Genomic DNA, 13,075 nt, shown 5'->3' with positions numbered 1-13,075 from the left:
ACATTGCTTGGAAAACAACTTAGAATATTCGAACACTATTGACTTTGACCTGGTCGAAATTCACTGAATCCATGGCGGGGTGGAGACGGTAACAAAGATGGGGCGGCAAAGACTTCGGGTATGGCTTGCTACGGCAGCGATACTCTGTCCGAGCATAGTATTCGCTGAACCGGTTCAGCGAACGCCGCCCGTTGCCGGATCGGTGATCGCCCGCAAATCCGGCGAGGAAGTTCGCTTCGTCGACGTCTCCAACTGGCGCTTCGTCGACCTCGCCCAGGATCTGCTTTCCGGTGACGTGCTGCGCACCAACGCAACCGGTGCACTTGCGGTTCTCTTTTCCGACCACACGCAGATCCGGCTCGGCCGCAACACGGCGCTGCGCGTCAAGCGCATGGGGGCGGATGGCGACACCAATCTCGAACTGCAGTCGGGCACGATCTGGGCACGTGCGGAACGCGGCGGCCAGGGCCTCACCATCGACACGCCCGCGGCCACCGCCGCCATTCGTGGTACCGACTGGACGCTGACGGTTGCCGGCGACACGACCTCGCTGACCGTCCTTGAAGGCGTGGTCGAACTCAGCAACGAACTCGGCAGCGTCACCGTCGCTCAAGGCGAAGGCGCAGTCGCGGCGATCGGCAAGGCGCCGTCCAAGGTCGTGGTCGTGACGCCGAAGGACCGCGAACAGATGCTCTTCCATCTGTCGCTGCGAGATGCGTTCGCCTTGATGCCGCCGACATCGCTCAAGGTGCGTGACATGCGCAATCAGCGCGAACGGATCGAAGCCCAGCCAGAGGCGTCCCGTTCGGCGGAAGATTGGCTGACGCTCGCCGAAATCCGATTGCAGTTCGACGGACGCGCGCAGGCCGCGGCTGCGCTTCAGCAGGCTCGGCGTCTGGGCCTTAGCCGATCTCAAGCCGCGCGCGCCTATCTTGTCGAAGCGCTGATTGCCGGCTCCGAGAACCGCTACAGCGATGCAGCGCAGCTCTTTGCCAAGGCCGCCCCCGGGCTCGACGCCAATCGCCGCTCTGTCGCTGCCTATGGCGGCTACTTTGCACGCGCTCTGGCAAATCCGGATCGGGTCGAGGAGCCACCGTCTCAGGCGGCGGGGCCTTACGGCGCCTTTGCCGCGGCCTGGACCGCGGGCTTCCGCACCGACATCCGGGCGGCAATTGCGACGATCAAGAAAGCGGAAAGGCAATATCCCAACGATCCGTTCCTTCCGGCGGCGCGCGCGCAATTTGCCATGCTGCTCGACGATCGCGACGAAATGCGCGATGGCATTGAAAAGGCGCTTGCGAACGATCCCGACGATCCAACCGCACTTGAATCGCGGGCCAAGTATCGTTTGCTCATTGAAAATGATCGGCGCGGCGCACTGGCGGACCTTGAGCGCGCCGTAGAAATCACGCCTGGCGACGCGTCCATCTGGAACTGGATAGGCTTGGCGAAGAGCGATCGGGGCGACAATCGCGGCGCCGAAAGAGCATTCCGCAAAGCAGTCGAACTCGACCCGGCAGATCCACTTTACCACGCCAATCTCTCGATCCTCTATCTCGATGAAAGCCGGATGAAAGAGGCGAAGGCTGAGATCGACGCGGCCCTCGCCGCCGATCCGTCCTTCGACATCACTCTCGTCGCCCGCGGGCGCTACTACATGCAGACGGGCGAGCTGGACAAGGCTCTGAACGACCTGCTCGCGGGCTCGACCGCCAATCCCGCCTATTCCAACGCCCAATTGCTGCTGGCGGGCGCCTATTACGAAAAGGGCGACCGCATCCCCGCCGCGCAGGCGCTCGACAATGCCGATCGCCTCGATCCGAACGATCCGGTGATTGCACAGGTGCGAACTGCAATCGCGATCGATGAATACGATTCCGATGCGGCCATCCGCTACGCGCAGGAGCTCATGCGCCGGACCCGGGCGCGCGGCGGCGAAAGTGCGCCGCTTGGGGCCAACCAGGACGCCGGTTCGACGCTCAACGACGCCTTCCGGCTGCAGGGTTTGAATGCGTGGGGGCAATATTACGGTGATGTGGTCTTCGATCCATTCACGGGATCGAGCTATGTCGACCAGGCGATCCGCGGCAGCGTCAACCCGCTGTTCAACGACTATGATTTCGACGGCAGCCCGGTCGTCAACAGCGCCAACCCGCAGAGCTTCTCCGCATTCTTCCAGGGCCTGCTGATCGAACCGCATATGCTGGCAAGCCGCGAACGCACGGCCAACATAGTCCAGCGACCGTTCTTCGAAGCCGCCTTGGGCGGTGGCGTCATCGCCGACAACGATCACACCGGCTGGATCGGCGAGGCGGAACTGCGTGGCCTCACCTTTTCGCCCTTCCCGATCAGCGTCTACGGCAACCTCCATTGGGAGGAGCCACGCGATACCATTGACATCGGGCAGGGTCTGGCGATCGAGCGCGAAACGCGCCTGCTCGGCGGCAACGGCTATCTGACCGCCTCGCCGACACCGGACGACCGGATCGTCGCCTATGCCAATTACGGCAAGTTCGATGACGACAAGAGTGTCCTCGACTATCCGACCACGAGCCTCGATAACCTCCTTGACGACAAGGCCGATCGCCTTTTGTCCGGCGTCGCCTGGAGCCACACCTTCGGCTATCGCAACGTCGCCAATGCCGCCCTTTTCTTTTCCGATCTGGATATCTTGGAAAACGAGAAGGTCAGCGCCTCGCGCGTCGGGCTTCCGGACCTCGCGACGAGCCGCAGCGAGGAAAAGCAGAGAACCTATATCGCCGCCATCAACCACCTCTACGAAGACGGCGACTTCACCTGGCGCTACGGGATCGAAGGCGGCGTTGTTCGCTCCAACAGTTCGTTCGACATCTTCGATCCGTTTGCGATGAGGGTCGGCAGCAACAACACACCCTTCATCGGATCCGGCTCGACGTCAGCGACGCAGACCGTCGGCAAGGCCTATATCGATACAATCTACGAAATCACGCCGGACCTGAAGGCAGAAGGCGCGCTGTTTACCCGCTATATCGAGGATGCCAACGACGGCAACATCAGGCTCGAACCGAAGCTCGGCATCGCCTGGGCGCCCGCGGAGGGCCATTGGTTGAGGGCCGCCGCCATGCGCGATGGCTTGAACTTTGATGTCGCCACTCTCGCTCCGATCGGAATCGTCGCCCTGCAGCCCAACCAGCTTCGCTTCGGTGCAGAAGGTTACGCCGACACTCTGGCATTCCGCTGGGACGCGGAGTGGAACAACTGGCTTTTCACCGCGCTCGACTACCAGCACCAGGAGGTGCGCGAGCTGTCGCTTAATGTCCCGCTGTCCCCCATCAATCTGGACTATGCCAAAGTGGGGTTGGATCGGGTCGCGGCGACCGCGAACTTTGCGATCGGCCACGGTTTCGGCCTTTCCCTGACGGCCGCCCATACGGAGGCCGACGTCAAGGAGCACACCGTCAACCAGTTGGACGAACTTCTCTTCGTACCCGAAAACACCGGCCAGGTCGCGCTGACCTGGGTGAACACCGCCAATGTCAAGGCGACGATCGCCGCAAACTATATCGGCTCGCGGCCGGCCGGTGGGGTAACGCTTGACGATTTCTGGACGCTCGACGCATCGCTGCAATGGGAGCCCTTCGACAAGCAGATCGAAGTCGACCTGGCGGCGTTCAACCTGCTTGACGAGGACTTCGAGCTCAGAAGCGGCATTCCCGGCTGGGGACCGACGTTCAAGGGCACGGTCAAGGTGCGGTTCTGATCAAGGAGCACGTCGCCGTGCAGGCATCGGGCGGCCGATACGGACAGTTGGATATTCGTCGCCTCAAGCTGCGGCGGCTGAAGCTTCTGGGTCTTGCCGCCTTCGTCAGCATCGCGCTTTCGCTTACGACCTTGTCCAATGCCTGGCTGCTCAACGAATTGCGCAGCTTCGACTATCTGTCGACCTTCGGCACACCGCCACTACCCGAATACAGCCCCGTCGTCGTTGCCATCGACGAACCCTCGATGGCCGAGATCGGCCGGCAGTGGCCATGGCCACGCGCACTGCACGCCCGCCTCATCGAAGCGCTACGCAAGGCCGGCGCCCGCGCGATCGGCATGGACGTCATTTTCGCCGAGCCGTCGGCTGAGCCGGTAAACGACGATGAGCTGGAAAAAGCTCTTGATACCGACGTCGTCCTTGCCGGCGACCAGACGCTGGTGGAAGCGCCGCAGGCCGACCAGTTCGTGCGCACCGAGCCACTTGCCCGCTTCATCGCCAAGGGAGCCAGAACCGGGATTGCCTCGGTCAATCTTGGTGGCGACGGCACGCTGCGCTCCGTCCCGGACTACCCCGACGGCTTTGCTGCCGTTCTGGCCGGGATCGCCGGCACGCGGACGCAACCTCCCCCGACCGATGCCCTCATCCAGGTCTTCGGACCGGCGCGGACCTATCCGACCGTCTCCTACTACCAGGCGCTCGATCCCGATAATTTCCTGCCGGAAGGTACCTTCCGCGATCGGGTGGTCCTGGTCGGGCTCAGCCTGCAGAACGCGCCATCGATTGCCGATGGCGGCGCCGACGCTTTCGCGACGTCCGATACCGTCCATTCGAACAAGCTCGTCTCCGGCGTCGAGATGCAGGCGACGATCTACGACAACCTTGCGCACGAACTCTACATCCAGCGGGCTCCACGGCCCGTTGTGATCGCGGCGATCGCGTTTGCGGCGATCCTCGCCGCCTTCGCGGTGCTCACAACAACAGGGTGGCGCACGCTCGGATACACCATGGTCGCACTGAGCCTCATTGTTCTCGCAAGCTATGTGACCATGCGCCTCGGACATGTCTTCCTCTCGCCGCTCGGCCCGGGGCTCGCCTTCGGGGCGGTGGCCGCCGGCCAGGCCGGGCTGGACTATGCCGAAGAGCGCCGACGGCGCCGCGAAATCACCCGCGCCTTTCAGCAGTACCTTTCCCCCGCCCTTGTCGAACGACTGGCGAAAGACCCGTCGCATCTGAAGCTCGGCGGCGAGCGGCGGACACTGTCGATCCTCTTTTGCGATATCCGCGGCTTCACTACCATTGCCGAGGAGATGAAGGACGATCCGGAGCGGCTGACGACGCTCGTCAACCGCCTGCTGACGCCGCTGTCGGATGCTGTGCTGAAGCAGGGAGGCACCATCGACAAATACATCGGCGACTGTCTCATGGCCTTCTGGAACGCCCCACTCGACGACCCCGATCACGCCATTCACGCGGTGCGCGCAGCGCTCGACATGCTTGCGGCGCTCGCACGGGTCAACGAGGAATTGGAAGCTGAGGCGAAGCGAGAGCGGCGTGCGGCCCAAACGTTGCGGATCGGCATCGGCATCAACACTGGCGAATGCGTCGTCGGCAACATGGGCTCACACCAGCGCTTCGACTATTCCGCCCTCGGCGATGCGGTCAATCTCGCTTCGCGTCTCGAAGGGGCTTCCAAGGACTACGGCATCTCGCTTCTCCTTGGCGAGGAGACCGCGCGTCTTGTGGAAAAGACCTTCCCGATCGCCGAGCTCGACCGGATTACCGTCAAGGGACGCAGCACCGTCTCGCCCGTCTTCACCGTCGCCGTCGGCGCCAAAAAGGAAGCGCTCGAGCGGCACCGGTCCTTCGTGCAAGCCAAGTATGATGGCGCGCTTCTGGCGGATGACGCGGTCTTCGACCAACTGAAGAATGCCTTGCCGCCGCTCGCACGCTACTACGAGCGTGAGCGCAGCCGTCTCGATGTCCCCGGGCACGAACCGAAATAAGCCGTTTCCGGTTCAGTGCAGGCCGCCCACTCCCAGCAGCCGTTCAACCGCGTCGTGATCTCTGGCGAGCGCCTCGGGCGTTCCACTCCAGGCGATGCGTCCTCGCTCAAGCACGATCACCTGATCGGCAAAATCGAGCGCGCTCTGGATGCGTTGCTCGACCAGCAGGATGGTCATGTCGCCGGTCTTTGCCAGCTCAGCGAAAGCCTTCATCAGTTCCTCGCAGATGACCGGTGCCAGCCCCTCCAGAGGCTCGTCGAGAAGCAGGACCGAAGGTCGGCCGAGGATGGAACGCGCCGTCGACAGCATCTGTTGCTCGCCGCCCGAAAGTTGGCTGCCGAGATTGCGCCGTCGCTCATGAAGGCGCGGAAACATGTCGTAGGCTTCCTGTATGGCGGCCTTGGGACGGTTCTTGAGGCCGACGAACAGGTTCTCCTCGACGGTCAGCGTCGGGAAGACGCAACGCGCCTGGGGCACGAAGCCAAGACCCCGCATGGCACGCGAGGCGCTCGGCAGCGCGGTCACATCCGTGCCGCCCATGCGGATGCGACCGTCATAGCGCCGCGTCTGGCCCGCAAGGGTCGCAAGCAGGGTCGTCTTGCCCATGCCGTTGCGGCCGAGCACGGCGAGCCGCGCGCCGGCCGGCACCGAAAACGAGACGCCTTCGAGCACGCGCGTCGGGCCGTAGCCCGCGGACAGGTTTTCCACCTCAAGCGGCGTGGCTGGCATTGGCATAGCTCCCCAGATAGGCTTCCCGCACGCGCGGATCCTTCGTCACATCAGACGGTGAACCGTCGAAGATGATCGCGCCCGCAGCCAGCACCACCACGCGCTTGGCAAATCGGAAGACGAGATCCATGTCGTGCTCGATCATCAACACGGCGAGATCGGCTGGAAGATCGGCCAGCGCCTGCTCAATGCGACCGGTATCGCTCTGCGGCACGCCGGCGGCGGGCTCGTCGAGCAGCAACACTCTCGGTTTCAGCGCCAGGGCGACGGCGATTTCCAGCAGCCTTTGTTGGCCATAGGCGATCTCGCTCACCTTGCGGTGCATCAACTCGCTGAGACCGAGCTTACCAAGTAGCTCCTGCACCTCGGCCATCACATCGGGCATGCCGAGAAAATTGCCGAAGAGCCGCCCGGCGCGGCCGCTCCGCTGAAGCACGGCAAGCGCAACATGCTCGGCCGGAGTCATGTCGGCAAAAAGACGGGTCACCTGGAAAGAGCGCACCAGCCCGCGCCGCACGCGGCCGATCGCGTCGATACCAGTCACGGCCTCGCCGCCGATGTGCACCTCGCCGGAGTCAGGCCGAAGATTGCCGGTGACCAGGTTGACGAAGGTGGTCTTGCCGGCGCCGTTCGGGCCGATCAGCGCGACCCGGTCCCCCGGTGCCATGCTGAGACTGACATCGTTGGTGACCGCAAGCCCGCCAAAGGCACGCTTCAAGTTGCGGACTTCGAAGATCGGCTGCATCACTTGGCCTCCCTGCGGCGGGTTAGGAAAGCGGCCGCCGTGCCATAGATGCCCGTTGGCGCGAACAAGACGACGGCGATCAACAGCGCCCCGACCATCGTCAGCCAATGGAAGGGATTGGCGGCCGACACCACGTCCTCGAAGAACATGAAGACCACCGTGCCCGTCAGCGCGCCGAACAGAGACCCCGTACCGCCGAGCACCAACATGACAAGGCTCTCAGCCGACATCGTGAAGGAGAGGCTGTCGAGGCCGACGACCTGGGTGGAGATCGCGTTCAGTGCACCGCCGACGCCGGCGACAGCACCGGATATCACATACATTTTCGTCAGCGCGATCTTCGGCGACGCGCCCATGGAGCGAATGCGGATCGGATCTTCCTTGATACCGCGGCACAGCATGCCGAAGGGCGAACGCACGATCAGCCGCAACAGCACGAAGACGACGGCGAGCAGCGCGACGCCGAAAACGTAGGCCGTGCGCCCCCAGAGATCGAACTCATAGAGCCCGAGGAGCGCCGTCGGCGCGATCCCGGAAAGGCCGTCGCTGCCGCCGGTCCAGGACGATGCCTTGTTGGCAAACTCGTGGAAAAGGTGGATGAGCGCGATCGACAGCACCAGTTGCGGCAAACCATGGGCGCGCAAGATGACGACGCCACAGACGAGTCCCGCCAGTGCGCCGGCCACGATGCCGAACGCCAGCATGGCAAGCGGATCGTTGATGCCGTAATGCGCCGAGGCGATACCCGCTGCATAGGCGCCGGCACCGAAAAGGGCAGCATGCCCGAGCGTCGCAACGCCGCAATAGCCGGTGACGAGATCCAGCGACAGCACAAGAAGTGCCGCGGCGATGATCCGGGTCAGGAGCGCGAGATTGTTGGGAAAGAGGAAGTAGCCGATCACCGCGACCAGCAGGATGATCGCCAATCCGATAAGGTCTCCACCGCCGAACCGCCGGCGCACAGGAGATGCCGCAATCATGTCGTTCGTCGTCGTCATGGTCATCCCTTGGCCCTCCCGGCGAGCCCGCGCGGAAAGACGCAGATGATCGCGATCACGGCCAGATAGAAGAAGAACTCGCCGAATTCCGGCATGAGATAGCGGCCGGTCGTGTCGATCGCACCGAGCAGCAGGCAGGCGATCAGCGCGCCTGGGATCGAGCCGGCACCGCCGACGGAGACGACGACCAGGAAGGTCACCATGTAGCGTAGCGCGTAGTAGGGTTCGACCGGCAGAAGTTCGGCGCCGACGACGCCACCGAAAGCGGCAAGCCCGACGGCGACCGCAAAGCTTACGGCATAGACGATCTCCGTGCGCACTCCGAGGGCAGCAGCCATCGCCGCATTGTCGACCGAGGCGCGCAGCTTCACGCCGAAAGCGGTCTTTTCGATCGCGTACCAGAGGCCCGCGGCAACCGCGAGGCCGCAGAGGATCGCGAAGATGCGGTGCGTGGCGATCGCCCGGAAGCCAAGGTCGACCGATCCCTGCAACTCGCTTGGCAACGGCACGGTCTTCAGCGTCGGACCGAAGACGTAGTTGGCGATGCCGATGATGCAGAAGGTGATGCCGATGGTCATCAGCACCTGGGTCAATTCCGGCGCGCCGTAGATTCGACGATAGAGCAGGCGCTCGATCGGCACGGCGATGACGATGGTGCCGAAGATCGCCAGCAGCACGGCAAAACCATAGGCAAGACCGAGATCCCGCGCCGCATAGGAGGCGATGTAGCCGCCGATCATGGCAAAGGCGCCGTGCGCCAGATTGACCACCCGCATCAGGCCCATGGTGACCGAAAGGCCGATGGAGATGACGAAGAGCACCATGCCATAGGCAAGGGCATCGATGGCTATGCTGAGGACGGTTTGCATGGGGCTATCCGTTGCCCTTTCTTCCAGTTTTTGCTGCGCCGGATTCGCGGCGCATTATATGCGCGGAGCGGCAGTCAGGCGCCAGCATGACGCCGCAGGCGCCCGGCTCGCTCATACGCAATTGATCAATGCGTCATGGTGTGGCGGGCGCCGGGCGCCCGCCCAATTTGCCTACTTCAGCGCAGCGAGACCGGGGTCGCCCTGCTTTTCGAAGGTCTGGATTTCCTTGTTGTAGTAGCTGCCGTCATCGGCCTTGGCGACTTCGCGCAGGTAGATGTTCTGGGTGATGTGACGCGATTCCGGATCGATCGTCACGGGGCCGCGCGGGCTTGTCCAGGAGAGGCCCTTGACGGCCTCCACGGCCTTGGCCGCATCCTGCTCGCCACCGGTCGCCTCGATCATCTTGTAGATGACATGCATGCCGTCATAGGCGCCGACCGAGGGGAACGAGAGTTCCGCCGGGTTGCCGATCGCCTTGCCGGCGGCTTCGACGAACGCCTTGTTCTCAGGCGAGTCATGTGACACCGCATAGTGGAAGGTCGTCTGGATGCCGAGCGCGGCCTCGCCGAGTGCCGGCAGGTCGGATTCCTGCGTCAGGTCGCCGGGAGCGAAGAACTTGATGCCGCCGTCCTTCAGGCCATTCTCCTTGAAGGCCTTGACGAAACCGAGCGTCGTCGGACCGGACGGCAGGAAGGCGAAGACGCCCTCGGCACCTGAATCCTTGATGCGCTGCATGATCGGCGAGAAGTCATTGGTGGCGAGCGGCATGCGGATCGCCTCGACCACCTGGCCGCCCGCCGCTTCGAACCCCGCCTTGAAGGCATTCTCGGCATCGACGCCCGGGCCGTAGTCACTGACGACGGAGATCACCTTGGAAACGCCTGCGTCCTTGGCAACCTTGGCGATCGGCGTCGAGGTCTGCCAGGTGGTGAACGAGGTGCGAACCACAAGCGGGCTTTTGGTGACGATTGCCGAAGTCGCCGCATTCATGATGACGAGCGGCACGTTCGCCTGGGTAAGAAGCGGCGTTACCGCCATGGCATCCGGGGTGAAGTAGAAGCCGGCGAGATATTGCACGCCTTCCTTTACCACCAGTTCCTGCGCCAAAGCCTTCGCCTGCGCGGGATCGGCCTGCGGCACGTCGCGATAGATGATTTCGATTTCGTCGTCGCCGACCTTGCTGCCGTTCAGCGCCATATAGGCATCGATGCCGGCCTTGAAGTTCTTGCCCTGAAGCGCGAAGGGACCGGAGAACGGCCCGACAACACCGATTTTGATCGTGTCGGCATAGGCCGCGCCGCTCATTGCCAAAGCTGCTACCGCAGCCAGAATCATCCGTTTCATGTTTCCTCCCAGCGACGCCGGTCGCTCCCGAACCCGCATCGTCCTCACAAACCCCGTTGATTTGATAGCCGTCAACTTGCCATGCCAAACGGTGATGTAAAAATGAAATATGGGGCCAAAATCATAATCTGGGAGTTATGCTTCCTGCGAACTCAATCCAGCAATCGGGAGTGTATTTAACCGCGCTACACTCCACGTCAACGGGAGCAGCGGATGACGGGGTAGCCACTAGCGACTGCCGGCCCGCGTCCCGTGTCGGTTCTGGCATCATGCCTCAGCGCGCCACCGCAACGGAAAACCCGCACCGGGTTTCGATGCGGGTGAGTAGTATCCTCGGGTGAAAACAAAAATCTGTGTGCGCGAGCGCGATCAGCCGGCGCGCATGGCAGCATCGATCGAGGCCGACAGGATCTCCAGTCCCAGATCGATCTCACTGTCTGAAACCGTCAGAGGCGGGGCGATGCGAAAGACGCCGCCCATGCCGGGAAGCTTGACGATGTTCATGCTGAGGCCGCGCCGCATCGCCTCCTCCATGACCCTGGCCCCCAGTTCGAAGCCCGGAGCCTTCGTCTGGCGGTCAGCGACAACTTCGAGCCCAAGGAGTAGGCCGCGCCCCCTGATATCGCCGACACATTCGAACCTTTGCTGAAGCGACAGGAGACCCTTGCGCAACCGCGCACCGCGCGCAATCGCCTGTTCGACAAGGCCGTCACGCTCGACCACGTCGAGCACCGTGACGCCAACTGCGGCCGGCAGCGGATCCGAGACATGGGTGGTGTAGAAGAGAAAGCCTCTTTCATGCGCCTGCTGCTCGATCTCAGGCGTCGTCATGACGGCGGCAAGCGGCAGCCCGGCGCCCACGGTTTTCGACAGGGTGAGAATATCCGGCGTCACCCCGTCACGCTGGAAGGCGAACATGTGCCCTGTCCGGCCGATCCCCGTCTGGGCCTCATCGAGGATCAGCAGCATTCCCCGTTCCTCGCACTTGCGCTTGAGGGCTGCGAGATAACCGGGCGGAAGTTCGAGGATCCCCCCGCTCGAAAGGATCGGTTCGGCGATAAACGCCGCGAGGCTGCCGGTCGACTGCCGGTCGATCAGCGAGAAGGCATCGTCGAGCTCGGTCTGCCAGTCATTGCTGCCATCCGGGTGGGTGAAACGCGGCCGGTAGGCGTTCGGCGCCGGTATCACGAAGGAGCCGGCGGCGGCAGGACCGTAGCCCTTTCGGCCGGCGCTATAGGTTGCCGAGGCCGCAGCTCCCGTCATGCCGTGCCAGCTCTGCGCGAAGGCGACAACCTCGTGGCCGCCGGTCACCAGCTTCGCCATGCGAATGGCCGCCTCGTTCGATTCAGCGCCCGTCGTCAGCAACTGAACCCGATCGAGCCCCGGCGCAAGCGCAGCAAGGCGCGTGGCGAGTTCGACGACGGGCCTCGACAGCATTCCACTGAAGAGATGGGCGACTGTCCGCATCTGCCGGTCGACGGTCGCAACGATGTCGGGATGGGTATGACCGAGAACACCGCTCATCTGTCCGGAGGTGAAATCCAGGACGGCGCGACCATCCGCATCATAGACAAAGCTTCCCTCCGCGCGTTCCACGATGATCGCCTCGAAACCAGGGCCATAGCGCGTCAGGTGTTTGTTGGCGGAGGCCCAGAACGCAGGATCGGAATTCAGCGACATCAGATAACTCCTCGTTGGCGGTTCCTCAATGGCTAGCGGCAGTTGCGGATTCAGGAAAATCGATAGTATTCCGCTCCGATATTGGATAATTTGATACCATGAGAAATCTCGATCTTGCCCTGCTTCGAAACTTCGCCGTCATCGCGCGGGCGGGATCGATCAGCCTTGCCTCCCAACAGGTCGGGCGAACGCAATCGACGCTCAGCATGCAGGTGCAGCGGCTGGAGGACTTTCTCGAACAGGCGCTCTTCCATCGCACCGGATCGGGCGTGCGGCTGACTGCTTCCGGTGAAAAATTGCTGGCCCACGCCGAGCATCTTCTCGCCGGGCACGATGAGATCCTGGCGGAGATGGAAGGCAAGGGCCTCAAAGGCTCCGTCACCCTGGGCTGTCCGGAAGACTATTCGATCGCTTTTCTCCCGGGGATCATCGAGCGCTTTCTCGACCAGCACCCGGAGGTCGAGTTGCGCATGGTCTGCGCGCCGACCACGGAACTGCGCCCAATGTTGCTGCGGCGGCAAATCGATCTGGCGCTCGTTTCCATTGCCGATGTTTCAAACGGCGAGGTCATTCGTACCGAAGACTTCGTGTGGGTCGGCAAGGCTGCGGAACCGGAGATCCTCGACCGTGCCTCCCTGCCCCTGGCCCTGTCGGCCCCGACGACGCTCGACTACCGGGCAGCCTGTGACGCGATGGAGGCGGTTAATCGCCGGTACCGCGTCGCCTTTGCCAGCAACAGCCTTGCCGGTCTGATCGCTTTTGCCCGATCCGGGCATGCGATCAGTGTTCTGACGAGAACCGCCGTCCCCTCCGATCTGCACATCATTTCGGCCGGATTGCCAAAGCTCCCAACAATCGGCATCGCGCTCGAATTTGCCGAGCCTCGCCCGTCATCCGCGGTGAAGGCGCTTGCGGACCACGTAAGAGCCGTGTTGCCCACTACTTGAAGGCACCGCACTGGGTGG

The 13,075-nt window shown here is 63.1% G+C and carries 9 protein-coding genes; 3 read left to right on the top strand and 6 right to left on the bottom strand.

From position 1 onward, the window contains the following. Positions 1-97 precede the first annotated feature (97 nt). Positions 98-3,739, top strand: a complete 3,642-nt coding sequence (locus PWG15_RS22440; RefSeq protein WP_275026212.1) for a FecR domain-containing protein — start codon at positions 98-100, stop codon at positions 3,737-3,739. Positions 3,740-3,786: 47 nt separating this feature from the next. Next, positions 3,787-5,745 (top strand): CHASE2 domain-containing protein, encoded by a 1,959-nt coding sequence (locus PWG15_RS22435; protein WP_275026211.1) that lies wholly within the window; start codon positions 3,787-3,789, stop codon positions 5,743-5,745. A 12-nt stretch (positions 5,746-5,757) separates the two neighbouring features. Here PWG15_RS22435 and PWG15_RS22430 read toward each other — a convergent pair whose 3' ends face one another. From PWG15_RS22430 to PWG15_RS22405, 6 genes are all read right to left on the bottom strand, one after another. Then, positions 5,758-6,474 carry an ABC transporter ATP-binding protein gene (locus PWG15_RS22430; protein ID WP_275026210.1) on the bottom strand — a complete coding sequence of 239 codons (717 nt, stop codon included), beginning with the start codon at positions 6,472-6,474 and terminating at the stop codon, positions 5,758-5,760. Further along, positions 6,455-7,219, bottom strand: coding sequence for an ABC transporter ATP-binding protein (locus PWG15_RS22425; protein WP_275026209.1), 765 nt, complete (start codon positions 7,217-7,219; stop codon positions 6,455-6,457). Before PWG15_RS22425 ends, PWG15_RS22430 begins: the two co-directional genes overlap by 20 nt. Beyond that, positions 7,219-8,223 (bottom strand): branched-chain amino acid ABC transporter permease, encoded by a 1,005-nt coding sequence (locus PWG15_RS22420; protein ID WP_425536804.1) that lies wholly within the window; start codon positions 8,221-8,223, stop codon positions 7,219-7,221. Before PWG15_RS22420 ends, PWG15_RS22425 begins: the two co-directional genes overlap by 1 nt. Further along, entirely contained in the window at positions 8,220-9,086 is an 867-nt protein-coding gene (locus tag PWG15_RS22415) for a branched-chain amino acid ABC transporter permease (RefSeq protein WP_275026208.1), read from the bottom strand. Before PWG15_RS22415 ends, PWG15_RS22420 begins: the two co-directional genes overlap by 4 nt. Before the next feature lie 171 nt (positions 9,087-9,257). Continuing rightward, positions 9,258-10,430, bottom strand: coding sequence for an ABC transporter substrate-binding protein (locus PWG15_RS22410; RefSeq protein ID WP_275026207.1), 1,173 nt, complete (start codon positions 10,428-10,430; stop codon positions 9,258-9,260). 369 nt (positions 10,431-10,799) lie between these two features. Next, on the bottom strand, positions 10,800-12,110 hold the full coding sequence (locus PWG15_RS22405; RefSeq protein WP_275026206.1) for an aspartate aminotransferase family protein: 1,311 nt from the start codon (positions 12,108-12,110) through the stop codon (positions 10,800-10,802). 98 nt (positions 12,111-12,208) lie between these two features. On the opposite strand from PWG15_RS22405, the gene PWG15_RS22400 reads away from it, so the two are divergent. Beyond that, entirely contained in the window at positions 12,209-13,057 is an 849-nt protein-coding gene (locus tag PWG15_RS22400) for a LysR family transcriptional regulator (RefSeq protein WP_275026205.1), read from the top strand. Positions 13,058-13,075 lie beyond the last annotated feature (18 nt).

Origin of the sequence: Ensifer adhaerens (genome assembly GCF_028993555.1) — a bacterium.
Lineage (GTDB): Bacteria > Pseudomonadota > Alphaproteobacteria > Rhizobiales > Rhizobiaceae > Ensifer > Ensifer adhaerens_I.
Note: the sequence above shows the minus strand (reverse complement) of the source record. Positions and strands in the feature narration are given on the sequence as shown.